25 protein-coding genes and 1 pseudogene are annotated in these 24,464 nt (G+C 38.0%); 21 read left to right on the forward strand and 5 right to left on the reverse strand.

Features of this window, described 5'->3' with window-relative positions; translation table 11 throughout:
* The first annotated feature begins 8 nt into the window (after positions 1-8).
* Positions 9-1,955 (forward strand): putative pilus system protein FilF, encoded by a 1,947-nt coding sequence (gene filF / locus AC2G3J_RS03770; RefSeq protein ID WP_483770674.1) that lies wholly within the window; start codon positions 9-11, stop codon positions 1,953-1,955.
* Positions 1,956-2,058: 103 nt separating this feature from the next.
* On the opposite strand, the gene AC2G3J_RS03775 is transcribed toward filF, so the two are convergent.
* Positions 2,059-2,607, reverse strand: a complete 549-nt coding sequence (locus tag AC2G3J_RS03775) for an NUDIX hydrolase (RefSeq protein WP_336952085.1) — start codon at positions 2,605-2,607, stop codon at positions 2,059-2,061.
* A 125-nt stretch (positions 2,608-2,732) separates the two neighbouring features.
* Here AC2G3J_RS03775 and AC2G3J_RS03780 point away from each other — a divergent pair, with 125 nt between their 5' ends.
* The 13 genes from AC2G3J_RS03780 (at position 2,733) to AC2G3J_RS03840 (ending at position 16,091) form a co-directional block, all read left to right on the forward strand.
* Positions 2,733-3,347, forward strand: coding sequence for a CoA pyrophosphatase (locus AC2G3J_RS03780; RefSeq protein ID WP_336952084.1), 615 nt, complete (start codon positions 2,733-2,735; stop codon positions 3,345-3,347).
* Between the two features lie 59 nt (positions 3,348-3,406).
* Positions 3,407-3,940 (forward strand): gamma carbonic anhydrase family protein, encoded by a 534-nt coding sequence (locus AC2G3J_RS03785; RefSeq protein WP_336952083.1) that lies wholly within the window; start codon positions 3,407-3,409, stop codon positions 3,938-3,940.
* A gap of 169 nt (positions 3,941-4,109) precedes the next feature.
* The gene (gene tsaB / locus AC2G3J_RS03790) at positions 4,110-4,775 is read left to right on the forward strand and encodes a tRNA (adenosine(37)-N6)-threonylcarbamoyltransferase complex dimerization subunit type 1 TsaB (protein WP_336952082.1); all 666 of its coding nucleotides are present in this window, start codon (positions 4,110-4,112) and stop codon (positions 4,773-4,775) included.
* Between the two features lie 32 nt (positions 4,776-4,807).
* Positions 4,808-5,632: an undecaprenyl-diphosphate phosphatase gene (locus AC2G3J_RS03795; RefSeq protein ID WP_336952081.1), complete on the forward strand. Its 825-nt coding sequence runs from the start codon at positions 4,808-4,810 to the stop codon at positions 5,630-5,632.
* A complete protein-coding gene (locus tag AC2G3J_RS03800) occupies positions 5,626-6,444 on the forward strand; it encodes a class I SAM-dependent methyltransferase (RefSeq protein ID WP_419820030.1) in 819 nt (272 codons plus the stop codon). The genes AC2G3J_RS03795 and AC2G3J_RS03800 overlap by 7 nt, the downstream gene beginning before the upstream one ends.
* Before the next feature lie 121 nt (positions 6,445-6,565).
* A complete protein-coding gene (locus AC2G3J_RS03805; RefSeq protein ID WP_336952080.1) occupies positions 6,566-7,984 on the forward strand; it encodes a C13 family peptidase in 1,419 nt (472 codons plus the stop codon).
* Between the two features lie 124 nt (positions 7,985-8,108).
* The gene (fghA, locus tag AC2G3J_RS03810) at positions 8,109-8,948 is read left to right on the forward strand and encodes an S-formylglutathione hydrolase (RefSeq protein WP_336952079.1); all 840 of its coding nucleotides are present in this window, start codon (positions 8,109-8,111) and stop codon (positions 8,946-8,948) included.
* Positions 8,949-9,106: 158 nt separating this feature from the next.
* Positions 9,107-10,213: a YjgN family protein gene (locus AC2G3J_RS03815; protein WP_336952078.1), complete on the forward strand. Its 1,107-nt coding sequence runs from the start codon at positions 9,107-9,109 to the stop codon at positions 10,211-10,213.
* A gap of 20 nt (positions 10,214-10,233) precedes the next feature.
* Positions 10,234-11,358, forward strand: coding sequence for a M48 family metallopeptidase (locus AC2G3J_RS03820; RefSeq protein WP_336952077.1), 1,125 nt, complete (start codon positions 10,234-10,236; stop codon positions 11,356-11,358).
* A gap of 278 nt (positions 11,359-11,636) precedes the next feature.
* Complete coding sequence (rpe, locus tag AC2G3J_RS03825) at positions 11,637-12,323, forward strand: ribulose-phosphate 3-epimerase (RefSeq protein ID WP_419330484.1); 687 nt, start codon at positions 11,637-11,639, stop codon at positions 12,321-12,323.
* A gap of 409 nt (positions 12,324-12,732) precedes the next feature.
* Positions 12,733-13,143, forward strand: coding sequence for a hypothetical protein (locus tag AC2G3J_RS03830; protein ID WP_336952075.1), 411 nt, complete (start codon positions 12,733-12,735; stop codon positions 13,141-13,143).
* Between the two features lie 55 nt (positions 13,144-13,198).
* Positions 13,199-15,178: a multicopper oxidase domain-containing protein gene (locus AC2G3J_RS03835; protein ID WP_483770675.1), complete on the forward strand. Its 1,980-nt coding sequence runs from the start codon at positions 13,199-13,201 to the stop codon at positions 15,176-15,178.
* On the forward strand, positions 15,165-16,091 hold the full coding sequence (locus AC2G3J_RS03840; RefSeq protein WP_419328212.1) for a copper resistance protein B: 927 nt from the start codon (positions 15,165-15,167) through the stop codon (positions 16,089-16,091). Before AC2G3J_RS03835 ends, AC2G3J_RS03840 begins: the two co-directional genes overlap by 14 nt.
* Before the next feature lie 50 nt (positions 16,092-16,141).
* On the opposite strand, the gene AC2G3J_RS03845 is transcribed toward AC2G3J_RS03840, so the two are convergent.
* The gene (locus AC2G3J_RS03845) at positions 16,142-16,633 is read right to left on the reverse strand and encodes a DUF6985 domain-containing protein (RefSeq protein WP_419328213.1); all 492 of its coding nucleotides are present in this window, start codon (positions 16,631-16,633) and stop codon (positions 16,142-16,144) included.
* 218 nt (positions 16,634-16,851) lie between these two features.
* Between AC2G3J_RS03845 and AC2G3J_RS03850 the strand changes: the two genes are divergently transcribed.
* The 4 genes and pseudogenes from AC2G3J_RS03850 (at position 16,852) to AC2G3J_RS03865 (ending at position 18,792) form a co-directional block, all read left to right on the forward strand.
* Positions 16,852-17,169: a DMT family transporter gene (locus AC2G3J_RS03850; RefSeq protein ID WP_004723678.1), complete on the forward strand. Its 318-nt coding sequence runs from the start codon at positions 16,852-16,854 to the stop codon at positions 17,167-17,169.
* A gap of 109 nt (positions 17,170-17,278) precedes the next feature.
* Positions 17,279-17,596: a DMT family transporter gene (locus tag AC2G3J_RS03855; protein ID WP_336952070.1), complete on the forward strand. Its 318-nt coding sequence runs from the start codon at positions 17,279-17,281 to the stop codon at positions 17,594-17,596.
* A 36-nt stretch (positions 17,597-17,632) separates the two neighbouring features.
* Positions 17,633-18,115 carry a methylated-DNA--[protein]-cysteine S-methyltransferase gene (locus tag AC2G3J_RS03860; RefSeq protein ID WP_336952069.1) on the forward strand — a complete coding sequence of 161 codons (483 nt, stop codon included), beginning with the start codon at positions 17,633-17,635 and terminating at the stop codon, positions 18,113-18,115.
* Positions 18,116-18,150: 35 nt separating this feature from the next.
* Positions 18,151-18,792, forward strand: a pseudogene (locus tag AC2G3J_RS03865) (nuclease-related domain-containing protein).
* Between the two features lie 108 nt (positions 18,793-18,900).
* Here AC2G3J_RS03865 and AC2G3J_RS03870 read toward each other — a convergent pair.
* Positions 18,901-19,446 (reverse strand): XAC2610-related protein, encoded by a 546-nt coding sequence (locus AC2G3J_RS03870; RefSeq protein ID WP_336952067.1) that lies wholly within the window; start codon positions 19,444-19,446, stop codon positions 18,901-18,903.
* A 104-nt stretch (positions 19,447-19,550) separates the two neighbouring features.
* Entirely contained in the window at positions 19,551-20,318 is a 768-nt protein-coding gene (locus AC2G3J_RS03875) for a hydroxymethylpyrimidine/phosphomethylpyrimidine kinase (protein ID WP_336952066.1), read from the reverse strand.
* Positions 20,319-20,420: 102 nt separating this feature from the next.
* On the opposite strand from AC2G3J_RS03875, the gene AC2G3J_RS03880 reads away from it, so the two are divergent.
* Entirely contained in the window at positions 20,421-21,068 is a 648-nt protein-coding gene (locus AC2G3J_RS03880; RefSeq protein WP_419328215.1) for an HAD-IA family hydrolase, read from the forward strand.
* A 317-nt stretch (positions 21,069-21,385) separates the two neighbouring features.
* On the opposite strand, the gene AC2G3J_RS03885 is transcribed toward AC2G3J_RS03880, so the two are convergent.
* A complete protein-coding gene (locus AC2G3J_RS03885; RefSeq protein ID WP_004723670.1) occupies positions 21,386-21,850 on the reverse strand; it encodes an Lrp/AsnC ligand binding domain-containing protein in 465 nt (154 codons plus the stop codon).
* 139 nt (positions 21,851-21,989) lie between these two features.
* Here AC2G3J_RS03885 and AC2G3J_RS03890 point away from each other — a divergent pair, with 139 nt between their 5' ends.
* A complete protein-coding gene (locus tag AC2G3J_RS03890; RefSeq protein ID WP_336952064.1) occupies positions 21,990-23,249 on the forward strand; it encodes a D-amino acid dehydrogenase in 1,260 nt (419 codons plus the stop codon).
* Positions 23,250-23,335: 86 nt separating this feature from the next.
* On the forward strand, positions 23,336-24,460 hold the full coding sequence (alr, locus tag AC2G3J_RS03895) for an alanine racemase (protein WP_483770676.1): 1,125 nt from the start codon (positions 23,336-23,338) through the stop codon (positions 24,458-24,460).
* The last annotated feature ends 4 nt before the right edge of the window (positions 24,461-24,464 follow it).

Consider the following 24,464-nt stretch of genomic DNA (forward strand, 5'->3'; position numbering starts at 1 on the left):
ATGAAAATATGAAAAAAAGATTATTAGCCCCTTTCGTTTTAACGAGTTTAGGCTTAGCACTCGCAGGTTGTGGCGGTGAAAGTTCGACAGTGAATGAAGATCCTTATAAAGGCATTAAAACGTATTCAAATGGTTGTGATGCTGATACTACAGAAAAATGTTTAGGTTTTTATGTTGACTATCCTGTTGATGGTTTAAATTTTGATTGTAGTACCGATACGAAAAATCATTATGTAACTAAACTTGAGGGTGGGTTAGCACTTGGTGGTTGTTTAATTGGAGATAAAGCGAAGTTCTTTATCCAAGGTTCTGAATCGGAAAGAAAAATCATTTTAGGTGATGTTGATCTTGCAAAAATTCGTCCGTTGAAAGTTCGTGGTCAACCTGCTGCTATTGGCTTGATCGATATTGCAAGTGCCATGACAGGTAAACAACCAGAAAGTATGACCATGAGTGATGATACGTTCAAGGTGATGGTTGGGTTGGTCCGAGTTTTCCAAGCGATAGGATTGGAACAGGATGCCAATCAAATAGGGGATGTACAACCAATTGAATTATCAGATAATATTAAAAATAATTTAAAAGCAGTTGATGCCAATATTGTCGTAACTGATTTTATTAATGGCAGTTATGTTGCAAAACTAAAACCATGGATCAATGTAGAAGCTGTTAATGAGGCTTCGGCAATTGCGACTGCGCAACGTTTGGTTCAACAGTCACTGGTTAATATTTATTCGACAAATTTCCTTATATTTAGTGGTGCGAACGTTGATATTCAAGGCTTTACAGGTAAAAGTGATTTAAGTACCAAGGATGAATCTATTGCCAACATGTATGTTGTTACTGACCGTCAAGGCTATACCTCAGGATATGCTATGCAATGGGTTGGTGTACCTCAAAAAGTGGAAGAGAGTACAATTGCTGACTCACTGTTAAAATTTTTACTGCTAAATCAAGTTGTTCCACAAAAACTTAATGTAAATGCCCAACAAGGTTGGATTAACCCACTCACACGTAAAATTACATCTCCACTTGTGTTTAAAAAAGATCAAAGTTCAACGGATAAACTTGAAATTTATCAGGGAGCTTTGCTGAATAATACCAATGTTGCTGGCACAGAGTATATGTATAAGCGAGCAACAGGCGCAACAACAGCACCTACCGATCCAACAGTATACGGGAAATGGCGTCAAACTTTAAATGGTGATCAGCTTTCTGGGGGGATTGATATTTATAAAACTAATCCTGCTAATTACTTAGATCGCAAAGTTTTCCTGACTAAAAATACAGTAAAAACTGGTGAAAAATATTACTTCCCACTGTATGCAAATATTACATTTACGTTTGATAACAAAGAAGTTTCTCCAAATACGCAAACACTCGGTATTGTGATTGATGAAAATGGAGATATACGTACCAATTTAGGTAAAAATAGTGCTCTAAATTCAGATACATGTGCTGATGTAGATCCAAGCACTTATATTGACAAAGAAACAGGGGTACAACAATATCGTATTGGAACCACAGGTACAGCCTATATTAATGGGAATGTTGAAAAGTCGATTACAATGCGTATGATTTTAGCAAATCCTGTATTTGGCAGCCTTGATGGTGCATTAGCAGGTTTAAATGAAACATTAGTGATTACACCAACTAGCGGTTCATCTAATGATGATTTAGCCAAAGCATCTGTATCTTCTGGTGGTATACGTTTAAATCTTCAGAGATTAATCAATGAACAAAACACATCCAGTGGTGTAAATATTACCAGTTGGAATGGGGATCAAACGATTACTGCAACATGGGTAAATCTACAGGCAGTTTATCAATCAATCTATAACAATGTTGAAGCAAATAAAGAGAAAGTTACAGCTGAGCAAAAAGAGTTAGCGAAACGTTTATCGGGGACATTAACTGTAAGTTTACCGCAGTGTTATAGCATTAAAACCAAGTAATTTATGTCGATTAAAAAGCCTCAATTCAAGTGATTAGAATTGAGGCTTTTTTTACTCATATTTTTAATACTGGGCAGTTGATCAAAGGAATATCTATTCGATATTATCCTGTTTGGTCTAATCGAGTGCCCAAAGTTTCAAGATGCATTGGAAATGTATTGGTTTTCCGGTCTTCAAAATAATGTCTTAAGGTGCGTTCTACACTTGGAAAAGCTAAATCGTTCCAAGGAATTTCATGTTCATCAAATAAACGACTTTCAATGGTTTCTTCACCAGCACCAAATACACCATCTTTTATTTGTGTTTTAAATAAAACATAAACTTGCCCAATCCGTGGAATATTATACATGCAGTAGAGCTGTTCAATCTCAACCTCAGCTTCAGATTCTTCACGTGTTTCACGAGCTGCGCCTTGTTCCATGGTTTCAAATAGTTCCATATAACCAGCAGGCAAAGTCCATAGTCCATAACGTGGTTCAATAGCACGCCGACAGAGTAAAACTTTATTTTCCCAGATCGCCAGTGCACCACAAATAACTTTGGGGTTAATATAATGAATGGTGCCACAGTGTGTACAAACTTTACGGATTTTTTGATCACCTAAAGGAATTTTTTCTATGGTTGTATGACCACATGCACTGCAAAAACTCATAAGCTTCATTAAAAATGTGAGATAACTCAGCATAACTGAAAAATTCTACTTTCGCATCATTTATAGCCTTATCGATAAAATTTCCTATATGATAGAACAAGAACAAAAAAGATAGAGTGAGATCAATGAAGGATGATGAGCTAACCCAAGTATTGCAAAATAGATTACGTTTTGGCAAAAGAACCTATCCAGCCAATGCCGCAGTGCTCATTGCTATTACTCAAGAAGCTGATCCTAAAATTTTGCTGACAAGACGTTCTGCTTACCTATCAAATCATGCTGGAGAAGTTTCCTTTCCTGGTGGTAAACGCGATCCAAATGATACCAGTAATATCGTTGTGGCTTTGCGAGAAGCATGGGAAGAAACCGCACTCAATCCATTTGATGTCAAGCTGATTGGTGATTTACCCATGGAGCGGGCAAAAAGTGGAATAACGGTAAAACCTGTGGTGGGATTAATCCCGCCTGACATTCAGTTGATTGCTCAGCCAAGTGAAATTGATCGTATATTCTATGCCCCGATTAAAAAAATGATGGAATCACAGCCTATTCCTTATGAAGTACGTTTGGCACATCAATCGGTGTATTTTCCCAGTTTAAGAATTGAAAATGAAATCATTTGGGGTTTAACCGCTCGAATTCTGATTTCATTATTTAAATATGGTTTGGATTATCAAAAAAACTGGCCGTTTTTATTGAACTCTCCATCTTTTAAGTCACAAATATTCAATAAGAAGTAATGCTAAAAAGTTATGATCAAAGCCAATGGTCTCAAAATATCTCAAAGGAATGTAATACCATGATGTATAAATTTAAAGGTTTTGCACCACAAGCTTTGCATGCACCTTTTGATGGTTGGATTGCGGATAATGCTACAGTGATTGGCCAAGTGGAACTCGGGCAACAAGTCAGTGTATGGTTTGGTGCAGTCATTCGTGCGGACAACGCTAAAATTCATATTGGGAATTTTAGTAATGTTCAAGAAAATGCCGTTTTACATACAGATACAGGGATTGAATTAATCGTTGGCGATTATGTGACCATCGGGCATCAAGCCATGTTGCATGGTTGTACGATAGGCGATAATAGTTTAATTGGTATTAACGCTGTAGTTTTAAATCATGCTGTGATTGGTAAAAATTGTATCATAGGTGCAAATAGTTTGATTCCAGAAGGTAAAGTTATTCCTGATAATTCCTTGGTGGTGGGTTCGCCGGGTAAAGTCGTAAGAACGTTGGATGAGAATGCGGAGAACTTATTAAAAATGAGTGCTTTGCATTATGCCTCCCATTACAAGAATTTTATTGATTTAGAAGAGTTTAAATTTGAATAAATGACTAGTTTTAAAATTTGTCACTTAAATGCCAAGCACAATGTCTTGGCATTTTTATGGATTATTTTGATCTAATGGATTTTATCTGACAGGCTTTATCTCTAAGCTCTCGCGCTATTGAAATGAGTGGAGTATCATAGGCAACATTTTTAACATGGTAAGGTTGTGCATGAAATTGCTGGCATTGGAAACTGCCAATGAGCAGTGTTCCGTTTCGATTGTTGATGAAACTCAAACACTCTATTTTCAACTTGATACGCGAGCAAAAGCACAAACTCAAACCATTTTGCCGATGATTGAGCAAGGTTTTGAGCAAAATAAAATTTCCAATAAAGACTTGACTGCAATTGCATTTAGTCGTGGACCAGGCTCTTTTAGTGGTGTACGTATCAATGCTGCTGTGACTCAAGCTTTGGCATGGGCAAATGATATTCCTGTGATTCCAGTTTCAACCTTGCAAGCGCTGGCTCAAGCTTCTTATCGTCAGGCCCAATTGACTGAAGTGACCGCTGTTTTAGATGCGCGTATGCAGGAAGTCTATATGGCAAGTTTTAAGCTTGACCAAAATAACATTATGCAACTTGTAGACGAAGAAAAATTATTGGACTATCAACACGCTGCGGAATATCAAAAATATATCTTGATCGGTTCAGGTTCAGCTTTGGTGAATGTTGAGGCAATAGCGTTTCAACAAATTGCTGCTTCCGCTGATGATATTGCCACAATTGCGCGTCAAAATGCACTGCAAAAGCAATGGTTCAGTGCAGAGCAGGCCTTACCTGTATATTTACGTGATAATGCATGGAAGAAAATTCCAGAACAAGGTAAACCATAATCGTTTTTCGCTTTAATTTTTAGGATTTCACAATGGATCTTTTACTGCTACTCAAAGCAGCCATTATGGGTATTGTTGAAGGTATTACCGAATTCTTACCTATTTCAAGTACAGGGCATTTAATTCTTGCATCCGAGCTAATGAATTTCTGGACCAAAGAAAAGAGTGATTTATTTGTTGTTGCCATTCAAATGGGCGCGATCGCTGCAGTGATTTATGAGTATTGGAGCAAGCTTTGGGGCGCAGCAACTGGTTTGTTTTCAGGTGAACCGAAAGGCCGTCATCTTGGGATCAGTATTATTGCGGCCTCTATTCCAATTATGCTTGTTGGCTTGACATTTGGGGATATCGTAAAAGAGCTGCTGTTTAATGATATTTCTGTTGCGATTGGTTTGATTGTCGGTGGTTTAATCATTTGGTGGGTTGAAAAAAATCCTCCAAAAGTCAATGCAGTTGAAGTGGATAATATTTCTATTAAAGAAGCCATTTATATTGGTTTAATCCAAGTATTGGCGCTTATTCCGGGAACTTCACGCTCAGGTGCAACCATTATTGGTGGCATGATGTTGGGTGTATCCCGTAAGGCTGCGACTGAATTTTCATTTTTCCTTGGCATACCTGTAATTGTCGGCGCAGGTTTATTAGATCTTTTTAAGAATTACCATATTTATGAAACGACACAAGATTGGACTGTATTCTTTGTGGGTCTTATCGTTTCTTTTGTTTCTGCTTTAATTTTGATCCGTATTTTGGTGGCTTATGTTTCTAAGCGTGATTTCATGGTCTTTGCTTGGTATCGTATTGCTTCAGGTTTGTTGATTTTATTGTTTGCATTAACAGGTTGGAAATTATGGTAAGTGAAATTCGCTTATTTACTGAATCCACATTTTTTGAGAAAGCACAGTCCTACCAAACTGTGCTTTCTTTACGTGGTGTCATAGTAAACATTGCAACAATTGAAAACCTCAATGCACGGTTTTTAAGGCTGAACCCTGAACTTGCCTTGTGTGTCGATGAACAAGGTTTAAGCCTGTGCGCCAATGGCATGAAAATGCAACCTGACTGGAAAGCTGAAATCCCACGTTTAAAACGTGCCAGTTTAAAATCTGAAATGATTGCACGGGCATGTAGTATTTCAGAAAAACCAAACTTAATTGATGCAACTGCGGGTCTAGGACATGACGCATTATTGATGGCGCATTTAGGGGCAAAAATAACCCTGATCGAACGTCATCCAATTTTATTTACTTTACTGGAAGATTCAAAAAAACAGCTAGAAAACGATCCATTTTTAGCCAAAGTTGTTGAGCGTATTGATTTGGTTTTTTCTGATTCAGCTGAATATTTACAACAATTGATAATCACGCATAAAACTGTTGATGTTGTTTATTTAGATCCGATGTTTCCGCAACGGGATCAAAATCAGCAAGCCATAAAAAAACAGGCTCAAGTCAAAAAGCAAATGCAGCTATTACACATGCTTTTACCAGAAGATGGTGAAATGGATTTAGGCGATCATCTTTTAGTCCTAGCACGGCAAATTGCGAAGCGAGTTGTGGTAAAACGTCCTAGACTGGCTGTATTTTTAAATGATCAGGCAACCGATCATCAATGGCAAGGTGATGCTTGTCGTTTTGATGCCTATTTTAACAGCAAACTTATTGAGTAATTTGGTAACTGTTTCAATAATAGTCGAATTATTGATATATAGTTAAATCAAAGATTGATAATTTTTTAGCCAAGCCTAAACTAGATAGGCTGATTGAAGCCACTGCCTTAACAGAATCTTTATGATAGATCTTAAACCCTCGATTAACTTTTGGCATGATTTGAAAAGTAACCAACGTGCAGGGATTTGGTTATTCTTAGGTTCGCGAAAGTCTTTACAAATTGTTCGTCCATCTATTCTTCAACTGATTTTTTGGGGACTGTTGGGTGCAGGTGCCAATACACTGTTTAGCTGGTTAGTTGCTGGTGATGGTGGTGTTTTTAATCGACAGGGTCTTGTCAGCTATGCATTGTGGCCTTTTATTGCCTTGATTGTGGGGATTTTTCTATCACAACGTACCAATAATCCACGCTTGATGTTGGTTCCAGCACTGTTATGGTTAGTGCTTGATACGCATATCATGTTGTTTCAATGTTTGCTTCAATATTTGGGCAACCAAGATCTACTGCCTTATTTCACTTATGATGTGATCCCATTGCTATTTTTTGCTTTGTTTATTTGGCAAAGCCTTGCTGTAGTATGGGTTTTTTCAAGAGAATTACAATGGCCATGGTGGGAACGTGCCTTAATCATGTTTGCTACAATAGCCACTTTGTTCACTTGGCAGGTTTCGATCAAGGAACAGCCAATTTGGAAAGTAGAAGAAGTTCCTCCGAGTCTCAGTGAAAGTGCTTTTTATGCACAAAGTCATTTGCTCAATAAAGCATTGGAACAGGTGCAGTTTGGTGAGTTTGCTCAAACACATTGGTACTTTTTGGGTGTTGCGGGTGCTAGTTATCAAGACGTGTTTAAATTTGAAATTGATCGAATTAAAGAACAATTTGATACCCGTTTTGGAACTTTTGGACGCTCTGTTGAGTTGGTTAATAACCCACAAAGCATTAAAGACACTCCTATTGCATCTAAAACCAGTATCGACCTTGCTTTACGCCGTATTGGTCAACAGATGAATCGCGAAAGTGATGTATTGTTTCTTTATATGACTTCTCATGGCTTACCTAATCGTTTTGAACTAGAAAATGAACCGATTAATTTGGATGATGTCGATCCAAAATGGTTAAGAGAAACCCTAGACAAATCGGGTATTCGTTGGAAAGTGATTGTGATTTCAGCCTGTTATTCAGGTAGCTTTGTTTCAGCACTCCAATCACCAGATACTTTGATTATTACTGCTTCTGCAGCAGACCGTGCTTCATTTGGTTGTTCAAATGAAGCTGATTATACTTATTTTGGTCGAGCTTTCTTTGATCAGGCAATGCGTGAACAAGGCTCTCTCAAAGCCGCATTTAAAGAAGCGACTGAAACAGTTGCGAAATGGGAAAATGCACAAGGCTTTGATCCATCTGAACCGCAATGGGTGATTGGGAAAAATATGGAAATGATGTTACCGCAATTGGAACAACATTTATTTCCTCAACAAGGGGCTATTACTACTGCTCAAACTCAAAATGTAAAACTGAATACACAACAAAAGCCATGATAAATAGCGGCGCTTTAAATGCGAAAGCAAAAGCGCTTTTAATTTATATTTAGGTTGATTGTATTGATGCTTTAAGACTGTAGTTCTAAACAATTTAAAGATCGAAATATGGAGCGATGCGCGAATGGAACTTTTAAGTAAAAATATCTGTTTTGATGGTGAACAAAGAATTTACCAAATTCAGTCAAATTATTTAAAAGGGGCAACGAAGTTTGCGACATATCTTCCGCCTCAAGCATTAAAAGGACAGAAATGTCCTGCATTATTCTATTTAGCAGGACTGACTTGTACGGAAGAAACCTTTATTATTAAAGCACATGCGCAACGGTTGGCATCTCAGCTTGGCTTGATCTTGATTACACCAGATACATCGCCTCGTGGTGAACAGGTTGCGCAAGGTGATTCATGGGATTTGGGACAGGGTGCCGGATTTTATATTAATGCAACTCAAGCACCTTGGGCTGAGCATTTTCAGATGGAAAGTTATATTGTAGATGAACTTTATCCATTACTGATAAAAACTTTTCCAATTCAATCTGAGGCAGTGGGAATATTTGGTCACAGCATGGGCGGGCATGGCGCATTAACACTTGCTTGGAAACATCCAAATTATTTTAAATCAGTGTCCGCATTTGCCCCGATTTGTGCGCCTACTGAATGCCCTTGGGGTGAGAAGGCTTTTTCTCATTATTTAGGATCGAATAATCGTTCAGAATGGGCAAAGCATGATGCAACCCAGTTACTGCTTTCTAAAGGTCAGTTATTTGACGAAATACTTATCGATCAAGGCTTAAAAGATCAGTTTTTTAGTCAATTGAATCCTGAGAAATACCAGAAAGCCTGTAATAAAGTAGGGCAAAAAATCACATTAAGATTTCATGAAGGCTATGATCATGGTTATTATTTCATTCAAAGCTTTATTGATGACCATTTACAGTTTCATGCTTTGCAATTGCAAAAATAGTTGGGTCACCTAACAAAAAATTAAATTTTGAGTAAAAGTAAACTATAGTTTACTTTTACTCTATTTCTTTCAGCTTAGAAAAAATATAAACTACTTTTTGAGGTTTTATTTCATATCATTTTAGATTGTCATTAAATAATTTAAATAAAGAGAAGAATATGCAAGAACAAATACCGCCTCCATTTCCAAGTCATTTGAATTTGGAAAAGGGCGCTACACCACCAGAAATACAGCAACCCATAGACCAGCAGTATCCTAAAATTCATCGTTTTAAATTTCACGGTGATGCGATGGAATATTTTGGTATATGGATTGTGAATATCCTATTGACCATCATCACCTTAAGTTTGTATGCACCTTGGGCGAAAGTGCGTCGTTTACGTTATTTTTATGGCAATACTGAATTCTTTAAAAGACGTTTTGACTTCACGGGTATTCCAACCAAGATTTTAGTTGGACGATTGATTGCATTGGGTATTTATGCAGCCTTTTCAATTTCCTCGCAGTATTCCATGATTGCAACGGTAGTTGGTCTAGTTGTGCTATATGCAGCAGTACCTTGGCTTATTCGAGCAACAATGCGCTTTACTGCAAGAAATAGTAAGTTTGGAAATAGTCGTTTTTATTTTGCGGGAACCACAAAAGAATCCTATAAAGTCTTTTTTCTTAGTATTTTAATTTATATTTTTAGTTTAGGTATATTTTCTCCTGTTGCGATCTGGTTGTATAAAAAATACTACATTGATCATTTATATGCAGGTCAGTTGGATTTTAAATTGAATGCCGATTGGTCAGCTTATATGGGTGCAGTCTACATTCCAATTTTTATGTCTTTTGGAATCATGCTTGTATTTGGCATTATCTATTTTGGTATTATCGGTTTTATTGCTGGGTATACACCAAACTTTTTTATCTTTGGTGTCTTTGCAATGTATGCTGTGGCAGGTTTGTTTATTTATCCATTGATCGCAGCACGTATTTTTATTACTACATGGAACAATACAACGGTGGGGAGTAGCCAATTTAAAACAGATTGTAATCAATGGCGTTATGCATGGATTGTGGCATCAAATTGGCTGGTTAAAATTCTAAGCATTGGTTTAATGTCTGCATGGGCGGCAATTCGTATTCACAAATATCAAGTTGATTCGATGAGTTTAATTTTGCATGATGATCCAGATCAAATGATGAATCTTGCACAGCAAGAGCAAAGTGCTTTAGCTGAAGAAATTAGTGACATCTTCGACATTGATATTTCTTTATAATGATATGAGTTGAATAATTTATGTCACGACCAATAGAAGTCATTTTCTATGATGGTGTGGTGTCTAAACCACACCATGCCCAACTTTCTGCTCAATCTGAGTTCGAAGTGCTGATTCAGTATGGTGAGCGTTTAGAGCATCAACGCCGTTATGCATATCGCGATATGGAATTAATTGGCGCACTGGGGCAATTAAATCCTGCGATTGAGCTTAAAGATGACGCTAGGATTGAGTTTCAGGGGGCTTTACCAGAATGGTTTAATTTTGGGACTAAAAATGTTCAGCATTCAATTTGGAAATTAGAACGTTCTCCAAGTTTAATTGTATTCAGTATCGTCTTTGTCGCGGTTTTTGTTTTTGCTTTAGTGAAATGGGGTGTTCCAGCAGCATCACATTATGTTGCTTTTCAGCTGCCTGAAAATAGTTTGAATAAATTAGGTGATGAAGCGGAAAAATATGTATTGAATAATTGGACTAACCCCAGTCATTTGGCACAAGGTCAAAAAGATCTAATTTCCAAGCAATATCTAAATACCATCGCTGAAGGAAAACCTGCAAAATTGGTCTTCCGTGAAGGTGGGCAATTGGGTGCCAATGCAGTGGCTTTACCCAACAATACCATTATTATCACTGATGAGTTGATTGAAATGGCGCATAGTGATCAAGAGATTTTAGGTGTATTGGCTCATGAGCAAGGGCATTTGGTTGAACGGCATAGTTTACAACAAGGCTTGACCAGTCTGGGGTTGAGTGTGTTGTATATTGCCATGACGGGTGATAGTTCAGACCTATTGACCTCGTTACCTGCCGCGATGATCGGTGCAAATTATTCACGTAAATTTGAAGCTGAGGCGGATATGTATGCGCTGAAATTGATGGATCGTAAAGGCATTGAAGTGTCTCATTTTGCGAATTTCTTACAACGCTTAAGTGATGAAACTGCACTGGAAGAAAAACCAAAGCAATCAGGTAAAACAGCAGAAGCTGATAAAAAAGCGGATCCAAATAAAAAACAACCTCAAAATGAATCTAGTGAAAAAGAAAGCTCTCTAGAGATTTTTGATGCCTTATCTTCACATCCTGCAACTGAAGAACGCGTTAAAATGGTTCGTGATTTTGAGAAAAAACAACAGGCTAAACCTTAAGCAGTATAGATAAGCGATGTTTTATCTATAGATTGTGCAAGGTGGTGGTGACTTGATCTAGGGCTTAATGAAGCCCTTTATTTTTTTGTATTTTCTCAAAAGATTAGATTATTCGCTAAAACCCATATCATCAAGTAATAGACAGTCACTCATTCAATCAGATTAATTGCTATGACCTGATAAATGACCAAGATAAGTAAAACTGTTGCTTTTTAAAACAACCCAATAAGGTAAGTTTGTTATAATGGGAAAAATATTTCTCTTTGCCAGGTTGTTTCATGTCCAAGCCATTTCTGATTGCACCTTCAATTTTATCTGCCGATTTTGCCCGTCTGGGTGAAGATGTGGAAAAAGTATTGGCAGCTGGTGCAGATGTTGTCCACTTTGATGTCATGGATAACCACTATGTTCCAAACCTAACTTTTGGTGCGGGTATATGTAAGGCATTAAAGAAATATGGGATCAAAGCCCCGATTGATGTGCATCTTATGGTTTCACCTGTGGATCGTATGATTGGTGATTTCTTAGAAGCAGGCGCAGATATTATTACTTTTCATCCTGAAGCAACACATCATATTGACCGTTCATTACAATTGATTAAAGATGGTGGTGCTAAAGCAGGTTTGGTATTTAATCCAGCAACACCTTTGCATTATCTCGACTATGTTTTAGATAAAGTGGATCAAGTGCTTTTAATGAGTGTAAACCCTGGCTTTGGCGGCCAAAAATTTATTCCAACGACTTTGGATAAATTACGCGAAGCGCGTAAAATTATTGATGCTTCAGGTCGTGACATTCGGTTAGAAATTGATGGCGGTGTTGGCCCAGCAAATATCCGTGAAATTGCTGAAGCAGGAGCTGATATGTTTGTTGCTGGTTCGGCGATTTTTAGTAAACCTGATTATCAAGCTGTGATTAACGAAATGCGTGCTGAATTAGCAAAAGTTGGACAAGTTTCGGCTTAAACTTTTCCACAAGTGTATTGTGTGAATTGTGGATAACTCTGATGATAACTATATGGATAACCATGTTGATAAGCATATGGATAAGCTGGGTATAGATTAATCAAAGGGTGATCAATCGTTTATCATGTATGCAATTTCTGTTTAAAAAGAGCCCAAATGGGCTCTTTTGTTATAAAAATTATCTGCTCTTCATCAATTTGATTATTCATTTTTTATTCAAAGTAGAATTGATGCTAAATTATTCAGTGATATTGGCAATCTTTCCACATGATATTTGCCAAAATCGTTATTATTGGCTATGCTCTTAGCTTCATTATGGATTAAAACATAGGTTTTAGTTTTGTTTAGACAACTGCACAAACAGCTTTGGTTTGTTTGTCTTATGGTTTTTGCCATAGGTTGGAGCAGTGTGTCTATTGCATCTGTAAATATGATGCAACATGCGCAAATGATGAATGCATCACTTTTAGATGAACATCAATCGATGATGAAAAACAGTACTGTAAAAGAAATGAAACAACACTGTTTAGACATACAACAAAAACAAAATGATCAAAAATTGCGTCTCAATCATGAGCAGCAGGTGCAAAATTTAAAAGATTGCCATAATCTACAGGTTCAATCTCAAGATACGCAGCAGAGCAAATGCCTAGACTGTGCTGCATTATCATGCCAATCTTCAGTGGTTTGGTTCAATCCTGATATTCCCAAATTGATTGCACCCGATCATCTGCACAACACTCAAGCCTATCAAATCAATTACCAAGCTCAGCACCTCGCAGGGCATTGGCAGGAAATCCTACGTCCTCCAAAAGCTTAATCTGATTTTAGACACTTTTTTATTCAAAATTGCTTGTTAAAATTTAGGTTAAGTTATGTTTATTCAGTTATCTCAAAAGCGATTAGCTCAAAGCTTGGTTGCCACATTGTGCTTGGTCTCCTCAACTTGGGGAATTGCCGCAATCAAAGAATATCAACTCAGCATTGATGAAGGAATCGTCAATGTAACAGGTAAACCGGTAAAACGAATTACTGTAAATGGCCAGTTTCCCGCACCACTTTTAGAATTTGAAGAAGGTGATGAAGCGGTGATTCGTGTTAAAAATAATTTAAAGAATCAGGATTCATCGATCCACTGGCATGGCCTATTATTGCCCGGCATTATGGATGGTGTACCTGGCTTTAATGGTTATAACGGGATCAAACCCAACGAAGAATTTGTCTATAAGTTCAAAGTTCGTCAGAGTGGAACCTATTGGTATCATGCCCATTCGAAAGGCCAAGAACAAGATGGTTTATATGGTTCTTTAGTGATTTATCCAAAGAATAAAAAACCGCTGGCAGCGCATGAACGCACAGATCGTGATTATGTGGTGATGTTGTCGGATTTCCATGAGCAAACCAGTGACCAGATCCAAAAAAATCTAAAGGTTTCCGCAGAATATTATCAAAATCGACGTGAAACATTAGGGGATGTTTGGAAACAGTTACAACGTGATGGTTTAAAAGCAACATGGTCTGATCGCAAAATGTGGAATCAGATGCGTATGTTAAAAACAGATATGTCTGATGTGACGGGTTACACCTTTCTTGTAAACGGGAAAACGCCTGAACAAAATTGGACAGGTCAGTTTAAGCCAAATGAAAAAGTTCGACTCCGCTTTGTGAATGCATCGGCAATGTCGTTCTTTGATGTACGCATCCCTCAGCTAAAAATGACAGTGGTCAGTGCCGATGGTCAACCAGTAAAACCTGTGAGTGTGGATGAGTTTCGTATTGGTACAGCAGAAACCTATGATGTGATTGTTGAACCTAAAATCAGTCATTATCAGATCGAAGCAGAGTCTATTGACCGTTCAGGATTTGCGATTGGAACACTCCACAATGAATTAACAGCAAAAAGTGCTGCTATTCATATGCCTGCTGCTCGTCCACGTGCTCTGCTAACTATGGATGATATGGGAGGTCATGGTGGCGGAGGGATGGATCACTCCAAGATGAGTATGGGTGATATGTCAGGCATGGATCATTCAAAAATGAATGGGAATGATATGCAGGGTATGGACCATTCAAAAATGAGTGCTGACGATATGCAAGGCATGGACCATTCAAAAATGAATACTGATGCTATGCAAGGCATGGATCACTCGAAAATGAGTGCGAATGATATGCAGGGCATGGACCATTCAAAAATGAGTGCTGATGCTATGCAAGGTATGGACCATTCAGAAATGAATGCCAATGATACGCAAGCTATGGATCATTCACAGCATAGCAATTCATCGGCAGCTCAAAAAAAAGACCAAGTGGTTTATGGTTGGGCAAATGCATCGACGCTGCAAGGAGATAAAGCACTGCAATACAGTGATTTAAAATCACTAACCCCTCAACCTGATACTCGTGATGCCACCAGTGAATTGGTGATTCGCTTAGGCGGAACCATGGAGCGTTATGTTTGGACGATCAATGGTAAAAAATTCAGTGATGCTGAACCACTCAAAGTGAAATATGGCGAACGTATCCGAATTAAATTTATCAATAACAGTATGATGGCGCATCCAATGCATTTACATGGCATGTTTATGCAACTGGAAAATGGTCAGCCTGCTGTGGATATGCCCAATAAACACACCATTGTTGTACCACCTGCAAAAACAGTTACAGCATTATTAACCGCTGATGAATTGGGTGAATGGGCAATCCATTGTCATTTGCTCTACCACATGAGTGCAGGGATGATGAATAAATTGATTGTTGCCAATGTGAGTGATGGCAAAGTGTCCACCCAGCCAGTTCAAACAACAAATACCACTCAAAAGGCTGAAGTGAAAGGGGACGAACATGCAAATCATTAATCTTTTTTCTAAATCAGCTCTGGCTAGTTCATTACTTATGCTGAGTGGTTTGGCTTTGGCCCATGAAGGGCATCAGATGCAAAGTGATGAGAGTATTGCGACTGAATCAACTGTAGTGACTGATTATTCAAGCATGGATCATTCAAAAATGAATCAGTTGGATAAGCAAAGCAATGTTGTAGATCATACACAGCATCAAGCGATTACAACCACTAAGGGGGCGGAAAGCGTAGCTTCGCATAGTACCCATGATCATGGTAAAGAACATGGTGCGCAGGTTTATCAGCGAGTGACTATTGATAATGCTTGGATGCTGGATGAAGATGGAAAAGGTACTTTAGATTCATCTTTAGAGTTACGCATAGGTACTGATGAAAATAAGTTATTCATTAAAGGGAGCTCCAGTAAGGCTGAATCAGACAAAATAGAATATGATCTAAGTGCCCTCTATAGCCGTAACATTGCTGATTTTTGGGATGTACAGGCGGGTGTGCGTTACAGTGATAATCCTGAGCGAACCACTGATCAGGAACGTGTAGATGCGGCTTTGGGTTTACACGGCTTGGCGCAGTACTTTTTTGAAACAGATGCTTATCTGTATTTCGGACAGGACAGTCAGGTTGCATTTAGCCTAGAAACTGAACGTGATTTATTATTGACACAAAAGCTGATTTTAAAGCCTTATTTAGATTTAAATGTGGTATTTAGCGATGATTCACGCTATGCCCAAAAAACAGGCCTAAACAGTATTAAAACAGGTTTAGAAACCCGTTATGAAATTACAAAAAAGGTGATGCCTTATGTGAGTGTGGCCTATACATATTCTAAAGGTAAAAAAGAGACAGCATGGCAAACTGCAACTAAGTCCGAATCAGGTTGGTTATATGGTGCAGGTCTGCGTTTTAGATTCTAAGCTTTAGTTTTTTGTATAAAGCAAAAGGTCACTTCTTTAGGAGTGACCTTTTACGTTTCTGCAATGCCAGCGACACATTCAAGCTGATTATTTACAAACTTAAATTCCATTCCATGCTCTGTATCTAAATCATAGTGAATAGAGAGGGTTAAGCTATCGGGTGCGCTCACACGCAAATTTAACATGGTCTGAATATAAGGATTATGGGATTCCACATCCTGAATATTCAATGCAGCCTTACCGGATTTTTCTGGATTTTCATAATAATGTGCATAAAGCTTTTGATAGCGTTCAAAAGCATGTTGCTGAATGGTCTGAATATGTTGTTCAATACTGTTGATAAATAATTGGTAGGTTTTTGCAAAAGCGTTGAGTTGATCAAGATTGGGTGCTTCTTCGATCTCTTCGCCATCTTCATCAAACTCTTCCCCTAAGAAAATCTCCCGATCAGCATTTTGATTAAAAAAACAATGTGAAAAAAATGTTTCTGAACTAAACCCAGCCCAGCTCGGGTGGATATCACCCCAATAATCATGTTTCATGGTTTTGATTCCTGATTTTTATATTTAGCATGCTTGATCATAAAGTAAGCCTCACGAAAAAAAATTATTCGAAATGTAAAAAAGGTCAAATTTTGTAAATTTTAATAAACTCCTCAACATGAGTTGATATAATTAGCGTTCTTCAGGAGGAACGACCTCCCTCAATTTGAGAAAAATCGTCAGGACGGCCTGATTCTAATTTAAATTTGGAGCTGGTCATGGCTTGGGTTTTTCTTATTTTCGCAGGTATCTTTGAAATCGTTTGGGCATATAGCATGAAATTGTCCGAAGGTTTTACAAAGCTTACACCAAGTATTGTCACCTTATTTTTCATGATTTTAAGCTTTGGTCTATTGGCATATGCGATGCGTACTTTGCCATTGGGAACTGCTTATACCATTTGGACTGGGATTGGAGCGATAGGCTCATTCTTGGTTGGTATTTTTATTTTAGGCGAACCTGCAACAGCAATGCGTATGTTCGCTGCTGTACTGATTGTTTCTGGCTTAGTTTTAATGAAACTTTCTTCGTCTTAATTTATTTAAATATTTAAGTGCTATTTCTGTAGGAGGTAGCACTTTTTTTATGTGTAGTTCATGGTGTAATCAATATTGGAAACACCCAATAGAAAATGGTGAATATATAATGGCATGGGTTTTATTGGCAGTTGCTGGTTTGTTTGAAGTGGTTTGGGCATATTTTATGAAGGTGTCTGATGGGTTTACTAAATTGACACCTAGTATTTTGACCATCATCTTTATGATCGCAAGTTTTGCTTTACTTTCTTATGCAATGAAAACATTACCACTTGGTACCGCTTATACGGTGTGGACAGGGATTGGTGCGATTGGTTCATTTGCCGTCGGAATTTTCTTTTTAGGTGAACCAGCCTCAGCGATGCGGATGTTGGCTGCTGTATTGATTATTTCAGGTCTTATTTTGATGAAATTATCTTCAAGCTAAGTTAAGCTGTTGCTGAGTTGGAAAGGGAATAAGGACATGCAACTTGCATTTATGGAAATGAGTTCCCCAGTCGGGATATTAAAATTAGTCGCCCATGATCATGCCTTGGTTGCAGTACTTTGGGAAAATGAAAATCCTAAACGGGTTCGTCTGGCTGAATTAATTAAAAACAATACGCATCCAGTTTTGTTGGAGACGGCGAAACAATTGAATGAATATTTTCAAGGAAAAAGAACCCAGTTTGATTTACCGCTAGATTTTGCGGGGACTGAGTTTCAGCAAAAAGTTTGGCAAGCTTTATTGACGATTCCATTTGGTGAAACGCGTAGCTATAAAGAGATCGCAGAACAGATTGGAAATGTCAAAGCGGTTCGGGCAGTGGGTGCAGCGAATGGTAAAAATCCCATCTCTATTATTGCACCATGTCATCGTGTGGTCGGGGCAGATGGTAAATTAGTGGGTTTTGCGGGTGGGTTGGATAATAAGGATATTCTTTTAAAAATTGAACAAGTGCCATAGACTCAACTCTATTTATTATTAAATTACAATTTAAAATGCTTGCTCAAATTTTTACATCATTCTTATCAAATCTAGGTTGGATCGTTTTACTTTTCGTTGCGATTACGCTAGTTAAATTATTTAAGCCCTTTTTAAAAGGGAAAATAGGTGAATTTGCTGTCAGTACCCATGTAAAAGTCTATTTAGATAAAGAAAATTATATTTTATTAAATGATTGTACTCTGCCTGATGCGCAAAATCAGACCACCCAAATAGATCATATTTTATTAAGTCTTTATGGTGTTTTTGTCATTGAAACAAAGAATTATAAAGGTTGGATATTTGGTGGCGAGCGTCAAAAGATTTATAAAAAGAGCTATAAGTTCCAAAACCCATTACATCAAAATTATAAGCATCAAAAAGTTTTAGAAAGTGTGCTCACAGATATTGTTGATTCCACTCAGATCCATTCAATCGTGGTTTTTATGTCTGATTGAGAATTTAAAACCAAAATGCCAAACAATGTCTTTCGTGGTGCAGGTTGGACAGATTATGTAAAACAATTTAAGCAAATCAACATTCCTCCAATGAAATTAAAACGTATTCAGTATCGTCTAGAGAAAGAAATTTTAGAAAATTCGTGGAAAACCAATCGCCAACATATACAAAGTCTTAAAGATAAATATACTGAGAAATGAAGATATTACGCATAATCAACATTCTACAGATTAAATTATATTTTTTGTATGATTGGATGCTTATATTATATCTATAGCATTAAGTTCAGTAGAGGATGAAGCGAAAATTCATTCATCCTCCACTTTAGATTTTAACCATTTCCATTGCCCATTTTTAAATTGATACGTGTCGACCCACCATCTTGCGCCACCTCGACATGAGCTGGTCATTTGTTTCTTGTGGGTAATCAGTTTGAGATCCGTCAATCCAGAACACTGTGCATGACTAAAATCAATTTTTCCTTGGTTCAACACTTGATAGTCTTTACTTTTAGGTTGATAGAGAAAAATATCAAAAATTGAATAAACCCCCATTCCCATATCAGGTGTAGACACAGCAATATCGGTAAATCCATCAAAATTGTAGTCTTGAAAATGAATTTGTCTTTTACGTTCAAATGGTAATTCTGCAAGATCAAATGCTTGCTGTTTAGCCGGTGTTTGAATGATGAGTTGACCTGATTCGTCATCGCCATCTTTAAAAATAAAATGGGTTTTTTGCCCATTCACTACATCGTTAATATTGCGACTTACAGTTTGTTGTTGAGGTTGGGCAAATGCGAATGGGGTTAAAAGTAAACTTGATAGCATTATTGTCGTGAGTGTTTTATGCATTGTTATTCTCGTTGTCATTCCCATTGTTTTAGGGGATTTCCAAGTTTCAGCTGTTTATTGAAACTTGGATGCTATTTTCAAAAGTGCAGAGTAATATTCAACATTTAAAAGCGCTTTGGAATTTTTTGGCCACCTTCAATCGGCGTTTCGGCATTTTTTAATACACCAAATAACCATGTTTCAGCATGTTGTACCGCGATTTTAAGCGGATCTCCTAGTGCTAAACGTCCTGCAATAAAGCTTGCCAATGAACAACCTGAACCATGGTATTCACCTTCTAAACGGGGACATTTAGATTCAGCGATCATTTCACCGTTCACATATAAGGCATTACGAATATAGTTTGGGGTATCTTCATGACCACCTTTTACCAGAACAGCTTGTGCGCCCATTTCAAACAGCTTGGCTGTGGCTTTTTCTATGTCCTGTTCTGCTGTTAATGCGCGTAATTCCACCGTATTTGGGGTAATGATTGTTGCCAGAGGAATCAGTTCGATAAAGGCTTTAACCAAGGTCTCTTGATTACCCAGTGAACCACCACTATTTGCCACTAAAACAGGATCAAGTACATATAGATAATCTGGATGTTCACGTAAAAACTCAGCCAGTGCAGCAATATTATCTGTCGTTCCCAACATCCCCGATTTGATGGCTTTAATGGGTAAATCACCAACAACTGCATTGGCCTGAGCAAGCAGTAGTTCTTTGGAGCTGGCTTTAAAACCAAAAACTTGTTGAGAGTTTTGAATGGTTAATGCTGTACAAGCAATTGCCGCATGTGCGCCACTTTGACCAATCGCTTCAATATCAGCCTGTATACCAGCACCACCAGAAGGGTCTAGACCTGAAAAACAAAGTACAGTAGGGCGCACGATGATGTCCTTAATTCACAAATTTACGTTAGTATAGGCAAGTTTGCGAGAACACTCGATAGTAATTTGATAATTGTTTCAAACACAGATTTAAAGGATTGGATGGTGATAAAGAATATTTTAATTGATCTCGATGGCACATTAACCGACCCAAAAGTAGGCATTACGACATCTGCACGTTATGGACTTGCAAAGGTTGGGCATCCGATTCCTGACAGTGAAAATATCGACTGGATTATTGGTCCACCGTTAAAGGCATCATTGGCAAAGCTACTCAAAGTTGAAGCAAATGATATTTTAGCTGAGCAAGCTTTATTAGGTTATCGTGAACGTTTTGCTGTAACTGGCCTATTTGAAAACCATGTTTTTGATGATGTAGTACAAACCTTGGAAGCCTTAAAAAGTAAGGGCTATCGACTGTTTTTAGCCACTGCAAAACCTGAAGTCTATGCACGGCAAATCTTAGATCATTTTGATTTATTAAAATATTTTGATTATCCCTATGGCAGTGAGTTAAATGGCGAGCGCACCAATAAAGGTGAGTTAATCACTTATATCCTTGAAAAAGAAAAGTTAAATCCAAAAGAGTGTTTGATGGTGGGAGACCGGGAACATGATATTTTTGGTGCACGTAAAAATGGCATTGAAACCATTGCGGTAGAATATGGATATGGTTCAAAACAAGAGTTGGACGAAGCAGTGCCGAAAGCAAGAATTGCAAAGTTTTCTGAATTGTTAAATCTGGTTTAAATCTAGGTTATTGGAGTAATTCGAATCAAATTAATCATCCCCAACACATCGATAAGATATTCTCGGTTGGGGATTTTACTTGTAATCACATAGTGAGTAGCAATCACACATTTAAACAGGGACTGAATCCCCCGATAATCTTTTAATGTCATTCACTCAATTGGGTAGAGATACCGCATGATGGGGAAGCGTTAAACTCTTAAGTCCATCACCGCTCAATTTAAGATCTACTTGCAGTAAAATTTGGATCTAATGTGGAGAGATATTCAAATCTGCAATGCACCACATCAATCCATCTAAAAATAAAAAATGATGGATTAGCGAACGTCCAAATACAATGATTCCTTAATTTCTTCCATTACAATATAGCTGTGTGAAGAAGCAGAGGAGGGAAGTTTTTTTAGTAAATCACCCAGTAAGCGTCGGTAAGCACTCATTTCTTTTAATCGGGCTTTGACTAAATAATCAAAATCTCCCGAAATAAGATGGCACTCTTGTACTTCTGGTATTTCCATTAAGTCCTTGGCCACTTGTTCAAACACGTCACCAGACTTTGCTGATAAGCTAATTTCTAGAAAAACCAATAAGTTGCGATCAAGATGTTTCGGATTTAGTCGTGCATGATAGCCCATAATGATGCCATCTCGCTCCAAACGTTTGACGCGTTCAGAACAAGGTGTGGTCGATAAACTGACCCGTGAAGCCAACTCGCTGATGGCAATTCGACCCTCATTTTGAAGAATATCTAAAATCATTCGATCTATACGGTCTAATTTACGCATCAATTATTCCCTTTTTTTTAATCATTTTTCACGACAATAAATTAAAACACCTAAATTTTAGCATTAAAAATAGTGAAATAAACTATTGAACCAAAAATATACTAGTGAAATAAACTAGTAAATGCATAAAGGATAAGAAATGCGTGTAATAGTATTAGGTAGTGGTGTGATTGGCGTAGCAAGTGCATATTACCTCGCGCAGCAAGGAGCACAAGTTACAGTTTTAGACCGTCAAGCAGGTCCAGCTGAAGAAACCAGCTTTGGTAATGCAGGTCAAATTTCTCCAGGATATTCGACACCGTGGGCTGCACCCGGTATTCCGTTTAAAGCGGTTAAGTGGATGTTTCAACATCATGCACCACTTGCGATTAATATCGATGGCAGTATGTGGCAGTTACAGTGGATGGCGCAAATGCTTAAAAACTGTAACTCAGAAAGTTATGCGATTAACAAAGAACGTATGACACGTGTTGCAGAATATAGCCGTGACTGTTTAAGAGAACTGCGTAAAGATACTGGCATTGAATACGAAAACCGTTCAAAAGGCACGTTGCAAGTTTTCCGTAATGAAGCTCAATTAGAAATGGTTCAGCGTGATATTGCTGTACTCAAAGAATGTGGTGTTCCACATGAGTTATTGCTTAAAGATGATCTTGCTAAAGTAGAACCAGCACTAGAACATGCCAAAGATAAATTGGTCGGTGGTTTACATCTTCCAAATGATGAAACAGGCGACTGCTACTTATTTACCAATGCTTTAGCCAATTTAGCCAAAGGTTTAGGTGTCGAGTTTAAATTCAACCAAAATGTTGAAAGATTGGTGGTTGAAGGTGATCAAATCAAAGGTGTAGTGGTTAATGGTGACGTGTTAACTGCTGATCGCTATGTATTGGCTTTTGGTAGCTATTCACGTGATTTCTTAAAGCCGCTGGAATTGAATTTACCAGTTTACCCAGTGAAAGGTTATTCTTTAACGATCCCGATTGTTGATCCAACATTTGCACCACAATCTACAGTTTTGGATGAAACCTATAAAATTGCGATTACTCGTTTTGATCAACGTATTCGTGTTGGTGGAATGGCAGAATTAAGCGGTTTTAATCATGGTTTAAATGCTGATCGTCGTGGCACGTTGGAAATGGTGACCCAAGATTTATTCCCGGGTGGTGATTTGGCACAAGCGTCATTTTGGACCGGTCTTCGCCCAATGACCCCAGACAGCACACCAATTATTGGCGCAACACGTTTTAAAAATTTATTCCTTAATACAGGGCATGGCACTTTAGGCTGGACCATGGCATGTGGTTCAGGAAAATTAATCAGCGATCTAGTACTTAATCATCAAACTGATATTAGTACCGAAGGCTTATCTATTCAGCGTTATCCACACGCTGCTTAAGTCAGCCACATTGTTAAAACAGTAATCAATAAATTGTTTAGCGATAAATAATTTACAACGCCAATCCATATTCAGGGATGAATAAAATGCCTAGACCAATTACTGCTGTCATTCATCAGGATGCTTTGTTGCATAACTTGAATGTCGCCCGTCAATTTATGCCACAAAGTAAAGTTTTTACCGTGGTCAAGGCCAATGCTTATGGACACGGTATTGAGCGTGTCTATGATGCATTCAAATCCGCAGATGGTTTTGCTTTGTTAGATATCGATGAAGCAAAACGCCTAAGAACATCGGGATGGACAGGTCCAATTCTGCTCTTAGAAGGTATTTTTTCAGCAGATGATTTATTGGACTGTGAAAAGTATCAATTAAGTTTTAGCCTACATAATGAAGAACAAGTGAATTGGCTAGAACAATTTCAAAGCCAATCTCTCAAAGACAATCCAGCACAGACTCAATTCGATGTATTTTTAAAAATGAATACAGGAATGAATCGCCTTGGTTTTAAAGCTGATGCGTATCGCGCAATGTGGCAAAGATTAAAGCAATTCGATGTGGTGAAATCTATCACGCATATGATGCATTTTTCAGATGCAGATGGTGAGCGTTTGGGGCAATCTGGGATTGCCTACCAGCAGGCTATTTTTGAACAAACCATTCAAGATTTAGACGGAGAGCGTTCAGTTTCAAATAGTGCGGCCATTCTCCGACATTCACAAGATTTACGTTCAGATTATATTCGCAGTGGGATTATGCTGTACGGCAGTTCTCCTGACTATCCAACACACTCAATTCAAGACTGGAATCTTAAACCAAGCATGAGTTTACGCAGTGAAATCATCGCAATTCAAGATTTACAGCCGAGTGAAACAGTGGGTTATGGATCTAAATTTACTGCAACCCAAGCCATGAAAATCGGAATCGTGGCATGTGGTTATGCAGATGGTTACCAACGTATTTCGATGGATGCACCAGTATTGGTCAATTCTGTACGAACACAAACTATTGGTCGTGTCAGTATGGATATGTTGGCGGTTGATTTAACTCATATCCCAGATGCGCGAGTTGGAAGCGAAGTGGTACTTTGGGGACAGTCTTCAAATGGAACTGTACTGCCGATTGATGAAGTTGCAGCAAGTTCTGGAACCGTAGGTTATGAGCTCATGTGTGGTGTAACTGCACGGGTAAATTTTAAAATTTCAAAATAAGGAC

It is taken from the genome of Acinetobacter legionensis (assembly GCF_057165765.1).